Origin of the sequence: Achromobacter agilis, from assembly GCF_900496965.1 — a bacterium.
GTDB lineage: Bacteria > Pseudomonadota > Gammaproteobacteria > Burkholderiales > Burkholderiaceae_B > Achromobacter > Achromobacter agilis.
Genome location: NZ_UFQB01000001.1, coordinates 341697 through 357395 on the forward strand (window position 1 = coordinate 341697; position 15699 = coordinate 357395).

General features: G+C 67.9%; 12 protein-coding genes. 4 read left to right on the plus strand and 8 right to left on the minus strand.

Features of this window, described 5'->3' with window-relative positions:
- Positions 1-16 precede the first annotated feature (16 nt).
- Positions 17-1210, plus strand: a complete 1194-nt coding sequence (locus tag AGI3411_RS01660) for a M20 aminoacylase family protein (protein WP_129525703.1) — start codon at positions 17-19, stop codon at positions 1208-1210.
- A 30-nt stretch (positions 1211-1240) separates the two neighbouring features.
- Here AGI3411_RS01660 and AGI3411_RS01665 read toward each other — a convergent pair whose 3' ends face one another.
- The 3 genes from AGI3411_RS01665 to AGI3411_RS01675 are packed head-to-tail and all read right to left on the minus strand — an operon-like array spanning position 1241 to position 4106.
- Positions 1241-2368 carry a deoxyguanosinetriphosphate triphosphohydrolase gene (locus tag AGI3411_RS01665; protein ID WP_165359032.1) on the minus strand — a complete coding sequence of 376 codons (1128 nt, stop codon included), beginning with the start codon at positions 2366-2368 and terminating at the stop codon, positions 1241-1243.
- Positions 2369-2391: 23 nt separating this feature from the next.
- The gene (gene aroB, locus AGI3411_RS01670) at positions 2392-3468 is read right to left on the minus strand and encodes a 3-dehydroquinate synthase (RefSeq protein WP_129525705.1); all 1077 of its coding nucleotides are present in this window, start codon (positions 3466-3468) and stop codon (positions 2392-2394) included.
- Positions 3465-4106, minus strand: a complete 642-nt coding sequence (locus AGI3411_RS01675) for a shikimate kinase (RefSeq protein ID WP_129525706.1) — start codon at positions 4104-4106, stop codon at positions 3465-3467. The genes aroB and AGI3411_RS01675 overlap by 4 nt, the downstream gene beginning before the upstream one ends.
- A 114-nt stretch (positions 4107-4220) precedes the next feature.
- Between AGI3411_RS01675 and AGI3411_RS01680 the strand changes: the two genes are divergently transcribed.
- Positions 4221-6668: a penicillin-binding protein 1A gene (locus tag AGI3411_RS01680; protein ID WP_129525707.1), complete on the plus strand. Its 2448-nt coding sequence runs from the start codon at positions 4221-4223 to the stop codon at positions 6666-6668.
- A 111-nt stretch (positions 6669-6779) separates the two neighbouring features.
- Here the strand turns inward: AGI3411_RS01680 and cyaY are convergent, their stop codons facing one another.
- Positions 6780-7109 (minus strand): iron donor protein CyaY, encoded by a 330-nt coding sequence (gene cyaY / locus AGI3411_RS01685; RefSeq protein WP_129242275.1) that lies wholly within the window; start codon positions 7107-7109, stop codon positions 6780-6782.
- Between the two features lie 55 nt (positions 7110-7164).
- On the opposite strand from cyaY, the gene lptM reads away from it, so the two are divergent.
- Both lptM and lysA read left to right on the plus strand, forming a co-directional pair.
- A complete protein-coding gene (lptM, locus tag AGI3411_RS01690; protein WP_279638341.1) occupies positions 7165-7326 on the plus strand; it encodes an LPS translocon maturation chaperone LptM in 162 nt (53 codons plus the stop codon).
- Positions 7323-8615 (plus strand): diaminopimelate decarboxylase, encoded by a 1293-nt coding sequence (lysA, locus tag AGI3411_RS01695; protein ID WP_129525709.1) that lies wholly within the window; start codon positions 7323-7325, stop codon positions 8613-8615. The genes lptM and lysA overlap by 4 nt, the downstream gene beginning before the upstream one ends.
- Before the next feature lie 57 nt (positions 8616-8672).
- On the opposite strand, the gene AGI3411_RS01700 is transcribed toward lysA, so the two are convergent.
- Genes AGI3411_RS01700 through AGI3411_RS01715 form a run of 4 tightly spaced genes read right to left on the minus strand, consistent with a single transcriptional unit; the run spans position 8673 to position 15697 of the window.
- A complete protein-coding gene (locus AGI3411_RS01700; protein WP_129525710.1) occupies positions 8673-10034 on the minus strand; it encodes a serine/threonine-protein kinase in 1362 nt (453 codons plus the stop codon).
- A 20-nt stretch (positions 10035-10054) separates the two neighbouring features.
- The gene (gene tagF, locus AGI3411_RS01705; RefSeq protein WP_129525711.1) at positions 10055-10771 is read right to left on the minus strand and encodes a type VI secretion system-associated protein TagF; all 717 of its coding nucleotides are present in this window, start codon (positions 10769-10771) and stop codon (positions 10055-10057) included.
- 13 nt (positions 10772-10784) lie between these two features.
- Positions 10785-14414, minus strand: coding sequence for a type VI secretion system membrane subunit TssM (gene tssM / locus AGI3411_RS01710; protein ID WP_129525712.1), 3630 nt, complete (start codon positions 14412-14414; stop codon positions 10785-10787).
- The gene (locus AGI3411_RS01715) at positions 14411-15697 is read right to left on the minus strand and encodes a DotU family type VI secretion system protein (protein ID WP_244240224.1); all 1287 of its coding nucleotides are present in this window, start codon (positions 15695-15697) and stop codon (positions 14411-14413) included. Before AGI3411_RS01715 ends, tssM begins: the two co-directional genes overlap by 4 nt.
- Positions 15698-15699: the final 2 nt, after the last annotated feature.

The window sequence follows — 15699 nt, forward strand, 5'->3', positions numbered from 1 at the left end:
CGAGGAAAGACCCGACATGCATCCGATCCTGCAGACCATGACCGCCCAGGCAGACGAGTTCGTCTCGATCCGCCGGGACATCCACCGCAATCCCGAACTCGGCTTCCAGGAATTCCGCACCAGCGACCTGGTGGCGCAATGCCTGACGCAGTGGGGCTACGAAGTGGAGCGCGGACTGGGCGGGACCGGCGTGGTCGGGCAGTTGCGCCGCGGCGATGGCGCCAAACGCCTGGGCCTGCGCGCCGACATGGACGCCCTGCCCATCCAGGAAGCCACGGGCCTGGAGCATGCCAGCCGCAACGAAGGCGTCATGCACGCCTGCGGCCATGACGGCCATACGGCGATGTTGCTGGCCGCGGCCCATCACCTGGCCCGGCACGGCGATTTCAGCGGCACCCTGAACCTGATTTTCCAGCCCGCCGAGGAAGGCCTGGGCGGAGCCAAGCGGATGATGGAAGACGGGCTGTTCCGCAAGTATCCGTGCGACGCCATCTTCGCCATGCACAACATGCCGGGCCATCCGCAAGGGCATCTGCTGCTGCGCGACGGCCCCACCATGGCGTCGTCCGACAACGTCACCATCGTATTGGAGGGTGTGGGCGGACACGGCGCGGTGCCGCACCGCGCCGCCGATCCCGTCGTCGCCGGATCGGCCATCGTCCTGGGGTTGCAGAGCATCGTCGCCCGCAACATCGATCCGCTGCACATGGCCGTAATCACGGTCGGCGCGTTCAATGCCGGCAAGGCCAACAACGTCATCCCCCAGACGGCGACGCTGAAGCTCAGCGTCCGCGCGCTCGATCGCCAGGTGCGCGACACGCTGGAGGCGCGCATCACCGAACTCGTCCACAGCCAGGCTGCCAGCTACCAGGTGCGGGCGGCCATCGACTACAACCGCGGCTACCCCGTGCTGGTGAATACCCAGGCCGAGACCGACTTCGCGCGGCAGGTGGCGGTGGAGCTCGTGGGCGCCGGCAAGGTGGATCCGCAGACCCGGCCGCTGACCGGCAGCGAGGATTTCGCGTTCATGCTCGAGGAAGTGCCTGGTTCCTACCTGCTGGTCGGTAACGGCGACGGCTCGCCGGACGGCTTCAACAGCGGCCATGGCGCCTGCATGGTGCATAACCCCGGCTACGATTTCAACGATCACAGCCTGCCCGTGGGCGCGGCCTACTGGGTGCTGCTGGCCCAGCGCTACCTGGCGGCCTGACGCCGCGGCGCCTGCGCCGGGCGGCCGACGCTAGCTCATCTCGAACAGGCGCCGGTGTTCGCGGATGGCGTACCGGTCCGTCATGCCGGCGATGTAGTCGGCAATCGCGCGGGCCTGTTCGTTGAAGGCCGGCCGCCGGTAGTCGGGCGGCAGCAGGCGCGGATCGTCCAGGAACGCGACGAACAGTTCGCGCACGATGCGCCGCGCCTTGGTCGTCATGCGCAGGACGCGGTAGTGGCGGTAGAGGTTGTCGAACAGGAACTTCTTCAGTTCATCCGCCTCGCGCCGGATCTCGTCCGAAAAACTCGCCAGCAGCGGGGCACGGCGCACGTCGTCGGCGGTGGCGGGCGCGAATTCGCGTATGCGCGCCAGCGAAGTCTGCGTGAGATCGACGATCAGTGTATTGATCATCCGGCGTATGGTTTCGGCCACCGCGCGGCGCGGGGCCAGGCCGGGGTAGCGTTCCAGCACGTAGGCGTGGTGGCGCTCGAAGATCGACACGTCCTTCAGCTGTTCCAGCGTGATCAGCCCGGAGCGCAGGCCGTCGTCGATATCGTGGTTGTTGTAGGCGACTTCGTCCGCCAGGTTGGCCAGTTGGGCCTCCAGCGACGGCTGCGTGCGGTTCAGGAAGCGCTCGCCCACCTCGCCCAGCTGGCGCGCATGCGCGGCCGAGCAGTGCTTCAGGATGCCTTCCCGGGTTTCGAAACACAGGTTCAGGCCGTTGAAGTCGGCATAGCGCTCTTCCAGCTCGTCCACTACCCGCAGGCTCTGCAGGTTGTGCTCGAAGCCGCCGGCCTCCGGCGCCAGCTCGCGCATGCAGGCGTTCAGTTCATCCTGGCCCGCGTGGCCGAACGGCGTGTGGCCCAGGTCATGGGCCAGCGAGATGGCTTCGGTCAGGTCTTCGGACAAGCCCATGCTGCGCGCCAGGGTGCGCGCGATCTGGGCGACTTCCAGGCTGTGGGTCAGGCGGGTGCGGAACAGGTCGCCTTCGTGGTTCACGAAGACCTGGGTCTTGTATTCCAGGCGCCGGAACGCGCCGGAATGGACGATTCGGTCACGGTCGCGCTGAAACTCCGTCCGATTTTCCGGTGGCGGCTCGGCGTAAGTCCGCCCGCGCGATTGAGACGGGTGGGATGCATAGGAAGCCAACTCTTTCATCTGCAACACCGTCTCCCTCGCGTCTATTGGGTGGTGCGGGCCAGGACGGCGCGCACGGCATCGTCGGGGGCCGCCTGCGTGACGGCTTCGCCGATGCGGGTCATGAGCACGTAGCGGATCGAGCCGCCTTCGGTCTTTTTGTCGACCTGCATCAGCTCCAGCCAGCGGTCCGCCCCCAGGTCCGGCGCCACGGCGGGGCAGCCGATGGCGGCCACGAGGGCGCGCACGCGCGCCACGTCGCCACGGTCGAAGCCGGCGACGTCCGCCGACAGCTCGGCGGCCTGCACCATGCCGCAGCCGACCGCTTCGCCGTGCAGCCAGGCGCCGTAGCCCAGGCCGGACTCAATGGCGTGGCCGAAGGTATGGCCCAGGTTCAGGATGGCGCGCAAGCCGGACTCGCGCTCGTCCTTGCCCACCACCTGCGCCTTGAGCTCGCACGACCGGCGGATGGCGTAGGCGACCGCTTCCGGATCCAGCGCGCGCAGCTTCTGCGCATTTTCTTCGCACCAGGACCAGAACGCCGGGTCCAGGATCAGCCCATACTTGATCACTTCGGCCAGGCCCGCGGAAACCTCGCGCGCCGGCAGGGTGCCCAGCACGTCGGTATCGATCTCGACGGCGATCGGCTGGTAGAACGCGCCGATCATGTTCTTCCCCAGCGGATGGTTGACGGCGGTCTTGCCGCCCACCGAGGAATCCACCTGGGCCAGCAGCGTCGTGGGCACCTGCAGGAAACGCACACCGCGCATGTATACCGCGGCGGCGAAACCGGTCATGTCGCCGATTACGCCGCCCCCCAGCGCCACCAGCACGCAGCGGCGGTCCAGGCGCTGGGCCAGCAGGGCGTCGAAGATCAGGTTGAGCGATTGCCAATCCTTGTAGGCCTCGCCGTCCGGCAATTCAATGCGGAGCACCCGCTTGCCCGTCCGCGCCAGCGCGGCTTCGGCGCGCTCGCCATAGAGGGCGGCGACGGTCGGGTTGGTGACCACGGCGATCGCGGTGGCGTCGGCGGGAATGCACTGGTCCAGGGCATCAAGGCGGCCCGGGCCGATATGGATGGGGTAGCTTCCGCCCGGGGTGTCGACGTGAACAACGTTCATATGCGCTTCTCAAAAGTTTGTAATTGCGGCAGCAGGGCCTTGACCAGGGTGTGGACGGGCATAGAGCCGGTTTCCACGACCATATCGGCCACTTCCTTATAGAGGGGTTCCCGCAGGGTCATCAGGTCGCGCAGGGTGCCGCGCGGATCCGCCGTGGCCAGAAGGGGACGGTTGCGATCGCGGCAAGTGCGGCGAAACAATTCGTCCACGCTGGCCCGCAGGTAGACGACGATGCCGCGCTCCCGCAGGCGCAGGCGGTTCTCCGCCGCGAGGATGGCGCCCCCGCCGGTGGCAAGAATAATGTTGCGCCGTTGGGTACACTCTTCCAAGGCGGCAGCTTCCCGGCGACGGAAACCGGCTTCGCCCTCGATTTCGAAGATTACCGGCACCCGCACGCCGCAACGCGCCTCGAGCTCATGATCCAGATCCACAAACTCGCGTCCCAGCGCACGCGCCAGGCCACGGCCTATGGTCGTTTTGCCTGCGCCCATCATCCCAACCAGGAAGACAGGCAAGTCGTGCGGCAGCGACACGGTCCCGCCCGCGCACTCCGTGGTGCAAGGCAGGTTTTCGGGCGTCTCGCCCGGGGACGCCGGGTCCGGGGCAGCCTCCGGACATGAGATAGCGGAAACGTTCATGCCGGCATTATCACATTTGCCGCCAGTTGCCCGCGCACCACACTGAACAATCTTGTTACAGAAACCGGTCCCCCGCGCTAAGCCCGGACCGGAGATACCCGTAAAATCGCCGCGATGAGCAAGCCCCAGAATTCCTCCAAGAAAGACAAGCCCTCCAAGAGCGGCTCCCCGATACTGCGATTCTTCGTCAAGACCGGCATCTTCTTTGCCGGCCTGTTCCTGTGCGGCGTGCTGCTCGCGGGAATGGCGCTCGCACTGGCCTGGCCGAACCTGCCGGACCTGAACGCCATGACGGACTACCGCCCCCGGGTGCCGCTGCGCGTTTATACGGCGGATCGCGTCCTGATCGGCGAGTTCGGCGAAGAACGCCGCAACGTGCTGCGCTTCAACGAGATTCCGGACGTGATGAAATCCGCGGTGCTGGCGGCCGAGGACGACCGCTTCTATCAGCACGGCGGGATCGATTGGGCCGGCGTGGTGCGGGCGGGCCTGACCAACCTGATCAACATGTCGAAGACGCAGGGCGCCAGCACGATCACGATGCAGGTGGCCCGCAACTTCTACCTGTCCTCGGAAAAAACCTATTCCCGCAAGTTCTACGAACTGCTGCTGACCTTCAAGATTGAATCCGAGCTCACCAAGGACCAGATCCTCGAGCTCTACATGAACCAGATCTACCTGGGTCACCGCGCCTACGGCTTCGCCGCCGCCTCGCGCACCTATTTCGGCAAGCCCCTGTCCGAGGTCACCCCCGCCGAAGCCGCCATGCTCGCCGGCATCCCCAAGGCCCCCTCGCGCTTCAACCCGATTTCGAACCGTCCCCGGGCCGAGCTCCGCCAGCGCTACGTGCTGGGCCGCATGCACTCCCTGGGCTACCTGACCGAACCCGAGTACAAGCAGGCGATGGCCCAGCCCATCGTCATGAAGTCGGCCGAAGGCACGCCGGCCGGCGGCTATTCGATCCACGGCGAGTACGTGGCGGAACTGGCGCGCCAGCTGCTGTTCAATGTCTACCAGGACAACGTCTACTCCCGCGGGATCAATATCTACACCACGGTGCAGTCCAAGGACCAGGAAGCGGCCTACCGCGCCGTGCGCGAAGGCGTGCTGGAATACACGCGCCGCGCGCCCTACCCCGGGCCCGAGGAACAGCTGGACCTGCCTCCCGGCACCGAAAACAACCCCCAGGCGCTCGACGAGTTCCTGGACGGCGTGTTCGACAAGTTCGGCGACAGCGGCGACCTGCTGACCGCGCTGGTGCTGTCGGCCAGCCCCACCGAAGTGAAGCTGGCCCGCAGCTCGCGCGAAATCATCACCGTCACCGACAAGAAGGTGCTGGGCGTGGTGGCGCGCGCGCTGAATGACAAGGCCAAGCCCGACCAGCGCATCAAGCGCGGCTCGGTGGTCTACATCCGCAAGTTCGGCGACAACTGGGAAATCATCAACCTGCCGGCGGTGCAGGCCGCCTTCGTGGCGCTGTCGCCGCAGGATGGCGCCATCCGCGCCATGGTGGGCGGTTTCGACTTCTACCGCGGCAACTTCAACCGGGTGACGCAAGCCTGGCGCCAGCCGGGCTCGAACATCAAGCCGTTCATCTACGCCGCCTCGCTGGAGCGCGGCCTGACGCCGGCCACGCAGATCTCGGACCAGCCGTTCGAGCTGACCGCGGCGCAGACGGGCTCCAAGGCCTGGAACCCGAAGAACTACGGCAACCAGTACGAGCCCATGCTGACGTTGCGCCAGGGCCTGTACAAGTCCAAGAACATGGTGTCGATCCGTATCCTGCAGGCCATCGGCCCGCAGTACGCGCAGGACTATCTGACCCGCTTCGGCTTCGACAAGGCCCGCCAGCCCGCCGTGCTGCCGCTGGCGCTGGGCGCGGGCTCGGTCACCCCGCTGCAGCTGGCCGGTGCCTTCTCGGTGTTCGCCAACGGCGGCTACCGCGTCACGCCCTACCTGATCGACCGCGTCACCGACAGCAACGGCAAGGTCATCATGCAGTCCAAGCCGGTCGTGGCCGGCGACGCCGCGGCGCGCGCCATCGATCCGCGCACCGCCTGGGTCATGGACGACATCCTGCGCGGCGTGGCCACCTACGGCACCGCCGCCCGCGCGCGCGTCCTGCTCAAGCGCAACGACATCGCCGGCAAGACCGGCACCACCAACGAATCCGTGGACGCCTGGTTCTCCGGCTACACCCCCTCGCTGGTCGCCACCGCGTGGCTGGGCTTCGACCAGCCCAAGTCGCTGGGCTCGCGCGAAACCGGCGGCGGCGTCGCCATGCCGATCTGGGTCGACTACATGCAGACGGTGCTCAAGGGCGTGCCCGAAGAGAAACCCCGCCCCCGTCCCGACGGCCTGCTCGTGGAAAACGGCGAGTTCTATTTCTCGGAATTCCCGCCGGGCCAGGCCGTCGCGCGCCTGGGCCTGCCCGAGGCCGACACCCTGGGCGAGTTCCTCAACGGCCTGACCGGCAGCACCAGCGAGGAAACCCGCATCAAGGTCGCGCCGGGCGTAGGCACGCAGAACAACGCCCCCTGGTCGCAGAAAATCCCCTTCTGACGCCCAGGCACGAAAAACCGGCCCGATGGGCCGGTTTTTTTTCGTGTTTCAGGTGACAAACGAAAACGCCCCCAGGAGGGGGCGTCAGGCACGCGGCGTGCTGCGCGATGCCTACAGGCGTATCGTCACCGGAACGCCAGCCGCCGCAGAGCAGATCTGCGACAACGCGTCCGGCAATTGCGGGCCGCCTCGGGTATCGTTCCAGTGCAGGCCATCGTAGCGGTAGTGAAAGCCCCCGCTGCGCGCCGCGACCCACAGCTCCTGCATGACAGCCTGGCTGTTCACCACGACGTGGGTATTGTCTTCGAAAACCATGGTCAGCACATTGCCGCTGCGGCTGGTTTCGACATCGACGTCAAGCGAAGCCGCCCAGTCATCGGCCTGGCTTTCGATGCTGTCCAGCACCTGGTCGATCAACGCAAGAAATTCGGTTTCGGTCATAATCGAGCCTGCAAGAATTACGGAGTTCCCAGTGTTCCAATTGGCATTCAGCCGCATGGCTCTTCGCATTGTAGCCACGCTCGTGACGACCGGCATGGTTGCGGCCTGCGGGTACAAGGGGCCGTTGTACATGCCGACGCCGGACGGCAAGCCGCCTTCGGGCTCGCAACAGCAGCAGCAAACGGTGCCGATACCGCCGGCACCTCCGATTCTATGACCTCCCGATTCCCCGCGCAGCCTGAACTGGCCGGACATCCGTACTTCCAGTTCCGCAACAACGTCCTGTACGCCGAGGATGTGCCGCTGAGCCACCTGGCCGAGCGGCTGGGCACGCCGCTGTATGTCTATTCGCGCGCCGCGCTGAAGGCAGCCTGGGAATCCTACCGCAGCGCCGTCGGGCAGCGCCCGGTGCTGGTCTGCTACGGCATGAAGGCCAACTCCAACCTGGCCGTCCTGAAGGAATTCGCGCGCCTGGGCGCGGGATTCGACATCGTTTCGGGCGGCGAGCTCAAGCGCGCCCTGGCGGCCGGCGCCGATCCATCCCGCATCGTGTTTTCAGGCGTGGGCAAGCAGGCCTGGGAAATGCGCAATGCGCTCGCGGCCAAGGTTAAATGTTTCAACGTGGAATCCGAAGCCGAATTGCGCCGGCTGTCGGAAGTCGCGCAGGGCATGGGCGTGCGCGCGCCCGTTTCGCTCCGGGTGAACCCGGACGTGGACGCGCAGACCCATCCCTATATTTCCACCGGCCTGAAGGAAAACAAGTTCGGCATCGCCATCGAATCGGCGCTGGACGTCTACCGCAGCGCCCAATCGCTGCCTGGCCTGGAAATCGTGGGCGTGGACTGCCATATCGGCTCGCAGCTCACCGACATCAGCCCCTATTTCGACGCGCTCGAAAAACTGCTGGACCTGATCGAAAGACTGGCCCAGGCGGGTATCCGGATCAACCATCTGGACCTGGGAGGCGGCCTGGGCATCCGCTATACGGATGAAACCCCGCCTTCGCCCAAGGCACTGCTCGACCACGTCTTCGAACGCCTGGAAGCGCGCGGCCTGGGGCACCTGCACCTGGTGCTGGAACCCGGCCGCTCGCTCGTGGGCAACGCCGGCGTGCTGCTGACCACGGTCCAGTATCTCAAGCATTCGGAAGCGCGCAATTTCGCCATTGTCGACGCGGCCATGAACGACCTGCTGCGCCCCGCGCTATACGAGGCCTTCCACGGCATACGCCCCGTGCATCCCCGCGCCGGCCAAGAAACCGTCTACGACGTCGTGGGCCCGGTCTGCGAAAGCGCCGACTGGCTGGCCAGGCAGCGCAAGCTGGTCATCGAACAAGGCGACGTGCTGGCGGTGGAATCCGCGGGCGCGTACAGCATGGCCATGGCCAGCAATTACAACGCCCGTCCCCGCGCGGCCGAAGTCATGGTCGACGGCGACAAGCACTACGTGGTGCGCCGGCGCGAAACGCTGGACGATCTGCTCAAGGGCGAATCCACCCTGCCCTGACCGGCGCCGGTCAAGGGCGGCGCGGCCCGCGCACGGCGTGCGAGCGCGCCATCCCCCTCACTCGAACTGGTGCGTAATCGCGGCGGGCTTGCCCGGCGCCACCGTCAAGGTCATGCGGTGTTCCCCCGCCGAGGCGTTTCGCACCGTCACCTGATAGCGTCCCGGCGCCAGCGACAGCTCGCGCAACGGCGGGCTCACGCCTCGCGAACGGCCGTTTACCAGCACCTCTCCCCAGGGGCGCACCGCCACGCGCACCGTGACGGGCGCCGCCTTGGGGGGCTCCTGCGCCACCGGCGCGGCCGGTTCGGGCGGGGCCGGTTGAATCGCTGCCGGCCCTGGCGCGGCGGCCCCGGGCGCCTGCGACCCGAGCGGGGCGAGCGGATCGACGGCGGTGTCGGGATTGGCCGCGGCCTGCGGCGCGGCGCCGGGCGGATCGGCCGTCGCACCGGCAGTGGCGGGTCCGCCGGAGAGCGGCGCCGGCTCGGTGGCCCCGCTGGCCGGCTCGACGGGCCGCTCGGGGGCAGGCTGGGCCGGGGCGGACTCAGCCGCGGGAGCGGGTGACGCGGGCGTAGGCGCAGCGGGCGCAGGCTGTGCAACCGGCGGCGTGCCGGCAAGCTGCACCGGCGGCTGGGCCCATTGGATCCAGCCATACGCGCCCCCCGCCAGCAGCAGGCATGCCAGCGCCCAGGGCAGGACACGCCTGCCGCGAGCCGGATGTTCCGGCCGCATCGCCGTCAGGCGCACCGCCGCTGGCGGCGGGGAAACCTCGCCGACGGCCGGAGCCTCCGTCATCAACGAGGGCGTAACCAGGTCCTGGTCCGCCATGGGCGCCTCCGGCGGCGGCGGGAATGCCCCCATCGCCTCGGCCAGTTCCATTGCGGCCCGGGGCCGCGCGCGCAACGGCATCGCCAGCCCGCGGTCGACGGCGGCGCAGAACGCCTCGCCGTACGCGCCCGCCATCCCTTCGTCCAGCGGCTGGTAATCGTCGCGCACGCGGCGCGCCAGCGCGCTTGGCGGCGCACTGCCCGCCGCCAGGAAAAAGGCCAGCGCCGCCAAGCCGTAAACATCGGTCCACGGACCGCAGGGATAGGCGGGGTCGTCCGTGTATTGTTCGAACGCGGCGTAACCCGCCTGCCGGGGCGCGTCTTCGTCGTCTGGCCAGGCATCCGCAGGCGCGGCCAGGACGGCCCGGCCAGACGGATCGAGCGTCACGGTATCCGGGCAGATGCCGCCGTGCGCCCGGCCCCTCTCATGCAGCGCCGCCAGGGATGTGGCCACGCCGGCGACGACCTCCAGGATCGCCGCTTGGCGACGCGGCCCCGGCGGCAAGCGGACAAGATCGTCGAAGTGCGCTGCGCCCGGGTCAGGAGAAACGCCAGACACGCCCGGGTCCGGCGGCATAGCTGAAGTCTGGAACATGCGCGGTCCTCCGGCAGGATTCAGGGATGCCACGTCGGCAACGACGAGAACAATCGGGCAAACAGGGTGGCGTTCAGCGCCCCGCCATGCACGTAGGTCTGCAACGCCGCGCCGTCCGTCTGGTTGGTCCACCAGTAGCTCGTGTGGGAACTGGGGTTGAAGCAGAACGGCAGGTCGGGCCAGGCGCCCAGCGCGCGCCGCGCCAACGGCGCCGACTCCTGTTCCCGGCCCGCGCTCAGGATGTCCATGATGTCGCTGCCCGCCGGCCGCGCGGACACGCCTGGCGCGGCGGCCGGCATGCGCACCTGCTGCAGGCTGCGGTCGAACTGTTCGGCTGGGCAACCGTGGCGTACCGCGGCCAGCATGCTGGCGCCGATCTGCCGGTAGTAGTCGCTGGCGCCGTCCAGGATGCTGCTGTGGTACTGCGCGGGCGGCACGGCCATGACGACGCACAAGGGATAGCCGCGGCCCACGCGGTCGCGGCTGGGCGTGATGCATCCCAATTGCGCGACGCCCGCGCCCGGCCCCGACGGAATGGCGAAGTTCCAGATCGGCGCCGACGCGAACCCGCGCGCCGCCGTGGCGTCCGGCGCCTGCTTCAGCGCCGCCAGGCCGAACTGCAGCCAACGGTCCCACCAAGTGATCAGCTCGCGCGGCAGGCGCCGATGCACGAAGTCGCCCGCCGCCGGAATCTTGCCGTACCAGCCCACACGCTCACGCTCCACTCCTAGCTCCATGTCCATATCCTGTTCACGAGGCGCCGGGGCAGGCAAAAGCCTGCATTTCGGCCAGATGGAAAGGGCTCTTGACGCTGCTGGCGGTGATCTCCAGCACGACCTTGCGCCCGCCCAGATCGAAAGTGGCCAGGGTGACCTCCGGCGTTGAGCCTCGGCGCAGCTGCGCGCGGTCCAGCATGCGGTTCAGCGCCCACGGGCCCGACGTCGTCATGCCCGCCGCCCCTTCTTGCGGCGTCAGCTCGATGCGCACCTGGTTGCTGCCGCGGGGGCCGGGCCATTGCACGGTGGTGGCGACCTGCGGGCCGTGCGCGTAGCGCACCGCCTGGCCGTCCACGTCCATCACGAACTGGGTAATGCCCGCATCCATCTCCACGGGCCGGATGGCGACCCGGTAGGACGGCATGGGATTTCCCGCCATGAAGTACACGTCGCGGATAACGCCCGCGCGCTGGAATGCGTCCAGCGTGGCCGAATTCTCGCCAGACCGCCCGTCGATCCCGGGCTTGAAGCGCCAGCGCTGGCCGGACACATCGATCTGGGTTGCCAGGTTCTTCTGGAAAAAATCGTCCATCAGGCCGTTGGGGCCGAACAGGCGCGCCATATCGTTGGGCGCCACGTCGCGCGCCGACCGGCTGGAAAACGGATAGCGTCCGGACACCGACTGGCCGCAGAACACGCCGATCGTGGCGGATACGGTCTCGCCCATGCGCGCCCTCGCCACGTCCGATACTTCGCCGGATGCGTTCACCGACAGTGCATTGAGCACATCGCGCAGCGGTTCCGGCAAGCGTCCGGCCTCGGCCCGTAGCTTCGTCACCGAGTCGGAACTGGGCGCCGGACTGCCGCTGCGCAAGGCCGCATCCGCCGCGGTCAGGTAGGTATAGAGTTCGTTGATGAGGCCCGTCGTGGCGGCGATGGGCGCCGTCATGCCCGCCGCTCCGCCCTCTCCCTGCGCCAGGCGGCGATAGGGTTCGAAATGTTGGTCCACGATGCGTTCCAGCTTCTCGTCCGACGCGTCCGCGCGCGTGGCGGCGCCCGGCCCCGTCGGACCGAACATCTGCTCCAGCGCTTCGCGCGTACTGCTGACGCGGTCGCGCGCCTGATCGACCAGCGACCGGTCCTCCTTGCCCGAATCCCGCAGCAGCGAGGTTTCGCGCGCGACGCCTCGCACCAGTTGCACTAGCGGCGACTCCGGCGCCGACAAGGTGCGCGCCATCTGGATGTTCTGCAGCAGCGATTTGCTGGGCGCCAGTTGCAGGTCGTTCAGGTAGCCGTCCCACTGCGCCACGTAGTCATTCATGTACAGGCGTTTGATGTCGACCACCAGCTGGCGCTGCGCGGAGGGGTCCAACTGTCCCCGCAACGGGATGTTCAGTATCCACGCATCGTCCGACCGCAGCACCTCCGCGACGCTGGCCACGCGCTTGTTGAACACGTCCCAATAGCCCCGATAGCTGTAGAGCGCGGGAATGCCCTGACTCAAGGGCTTGCCGCTCTTGCGCACGAACACCGCGCTGGCCTGCGCGCCTCCCAGCGTCACCACCGTGCTCTCGGGCGCGGCATCGATATTGGCCAAGGTGCGGCGCAGGCGGCTGTAGGCCCGCTGCGCCAGCGTATAGCGCGCCAGCTTTTCGCGCGCCTGCGCCACCAGCGCGTCGTCCTTCGGAAACGGCGAGGCCAGCACATGGCTTTGCGTCAGATTGCGCAGGTGCAGCGACAGCTGTTCGTACTCGCGCCGCGTATAGCCTTCCGGCAGCGTGGCCTGCATGTCCGAAAGCAGCCACGCGTGCATGAACTCCGCATCGTAGCGGTCGGCCTCGTACAGCATCAGATAGGCCCGCAGCGCCTCGTACGAATACTCCAGGTCGCTGGCCGACGCGTCCCGCAGCGCAGCCTCGACGCGCCGCGCGACCTGCGGCAGCAGCACCTGGTCCAGCGTGTTGCCGTAAACGCCCTGGGCCGCCGCCTGCAGCTTCTGCCCCTGATAGAGGCCGTAGCGGTAGCCGAGCGGCGGGTTGTCGATCTCGAAGCCTTCGTGCTGCGGCAGATACCAAAGGCTGTTCAGAAAGGGCATCAGGCCCAGCAGGTCGCCCGTGCGCGTGATCTTGATCTCGCGCGTCAGCTTCTCCACCGCGGGCACCCGGCGCGCCACTTCCTCTACATAGGCCGAATTGTTGCGGTAGCTCAGCGTCCAACCCGCAATCAGGGCAAGAACCGCCGCCGTGACCAGCCCATACCCCGCCCAATGCAGCTGCCGGTAACGGCGTTCCCAGCGCAGGTTGCGGCTCGCCAGGCCCGCCTCGCGGAAGATGACGTCCTGCAGCAGGTTCTTCAGAAAGTAGCTGCGGCCCTCGGCCTCGCCTGGCACGCTCGGCGCCGGCGCGGCGCCGCCATCGATGCGCAGATAGCGCTTGAGATGGCCGGTCACCTGATCGAAGGTCTCGCCGCCCTGCGTGCCGCTGGTGAAGTACACCCCGCGCGGCACGACCCGGGCCTCGAATTTCGACGTGGCGAAGACATCGCTCAGGAAATGGCCCAGGATGGCCTGCAGGCCGGCGAATTGCTGCGGCAACATGTAGGCCAGCGCGCGCCGCGACGGATCGCTCTCGGCCGCCACCACCTCGGGCAAGGCGTCATCCAGGCGTCGCTGCAACAAGGCGTACTCGGCGTGAAAGGCCTCGTACAGATCAAAGCCGGGCTCCTGCGTGCGCGCGTAAGGCAGCGTGAACCCCCATACCTGCGCTAGCTCGTCGCGGCTGAAAGACGCGAAATACTCCTCGAAGCCCGAGAGAAGATCGGTCTTGGTGACCAGCACGTAGACCGGGAACGCGATGCCCAGCTGCTCTCGCAGTTCCTGGAGCCGGCGCCGCAACACCGCGGCATGCTGCGCCCTTTCCGCATCCGACGCCGATAACAGGTCTTCAACGCTGACCGTCAGCATCGCGCCATTGATCGGTTGCCGGCCACGGTACTTGGCCAGCAGGCCGAGGAACCCGCGCCATTCTTCTTCGTCGCCCGTGGGATCGCTTTCGTGCGTGGTGTAGCGTCCCGCCGTATCCAGGAGCACGGCGTCGTCGGTGAACCACCAGTCGCAATTCCGGGTTCCGCCCACGCCGCGCAGGGCCACCTTTCCGTAGCGCTCGGCCAGGGGAAAATTCAGTCCGGAATTCACCAGTGCGGTGGTCTTGCCCGCCCCCGGCGCGCCGATGATCACATACCAGGGCAACTGATACAGGTACTGCTTGGAGAAACGGTCCAGCGCGCTGCGCTTGCCGCCATTCTCGAAGCGCGTCTTGCGCAGCAGTTCGACGGCCTCATCGAACCGCGTTTCCAGCTGGCGTATCTCGTCGTTCTCCGCCGTCTCCTCCTGCGGCTTTTCGGCGCTCGGGCGCGGCCGGCGCAGCTGGCTCAGCAGCTGCGCGTTCAACCGCCCTTCCCGCCACTTGCGCCACAGGAGACGCAGCAGCCAGATCCCGAACATCGCCACGATGACAACGATGCGGGCCGTCTCGCTTTCCAGCGGCCGTACCGCGCCTATCGCAATGAGCGGCCCCGCGATCCAGATCAGCACGGCCAGGGCGACCAGCCCCAGGAAATTCCACACGCGACGGCTGAAGAACCATCCGAACAGCTTGTAGATCATTCCTGGCCTCCCTGTGCGCCAAGCTCGTGCGGCGCGGGCGGCACAAGCACGGTTATCTCGACCCGCCGGTTCAGCGCGCGGCCCGCGGCCGTATCGTTGGGCGCGACCGGGTCGGCGTCTCCGCGGCCTTCGGCCCGCACCCTCGTCGTCTGCCCCAGGCGTTTTTCCAGCAGCTCCTTGACGGCATCCGCGCGCGCCTGCGACAGGTGCCAGTTGGACGGGAAGCGCGCGCTGCGCATCGGCGTGTTGTCGGAATAGCCTCGGACCAGGATGCTGCCCTGCGTCTCGCGCAAGGCGTCCGCCACGCGCGACAGGACGGGCAGGTACTGATCGCGCACGGAACTGGCGCCGGACTCGAACACGCCGTCGCCGCGCAGCACCACGACGCTGCGATCCACCTCGTCCCGCACGCTCACCAGCTGGTCGCGGATCTCGGGCGCCAGGAACACCGCCAGCCGCGGCGCCGGCGCGGGCCGTTTCACCGCCGCCGGCGCGATCTGCACGGTGGGCGGCCTTAGCTGGCCGATGGACGCGAACACGGCATCGGACTGGCTGCCCAGCCGCCAGCCCAGGCCCCAGTACAGCGCCAGCGCCAGAACGGCGGCCAGCGCGCCGAATACCCACAAGGGCACGGGCAGCCGGCGCAAGGGCGTCTGCGCCGGCGCATCGCGCCAATGGGGCGACAAGGCCAGCGGGTACTCGCCCCGGGCGCCCCGCAGAATCCGGAGCAGCCGCTGGCGCAGCGTCTCCAGCTGCGAGCGGCCGTTGTCGATGACGCGATAGCGGCCTTCGAAGCCCAGCAGCAGGCAGTAATACAGCAGCTCCAGCAGGTCCAGATGCTGCGCAGGGTTCTGCGACAGCTTGGCCAGCAGCTGGAAGAACTTCTCGCCACCCCAGGTCTCGTTGTGGAACGTGACCAGAAGGCTGTGCGCCGACCACACCCCGCCGCCGCCCCACGGCGTAAGCGCCGCGGCCTCGTCCAGCGCGGTGCACAGGCAGTAGCGCGCGCCCAGAATCGTTTCATTGGGAATGCCGGCCTGCTGCGCGCGCAGCTCGAACTGGCGCACCTCGTCCAGCAGATGCTCGCGCAGGATGGCCGGCGACGGGTGCGCCGCGGTTGCGCGGATCTGCGGAATCAGGTCCAGCAAGGGGTTCGCGGCCGCCACCAGCGGGTTGGTCCCGCTGATCACGTAATCGTGGGGCCGCAGCCTGCCCGCGGCTGAGGCATTGCCCTCGCCCAGGCCGCCCGGCGGGCCGGACAGGGTGTGATCCGAAGCATGCATAA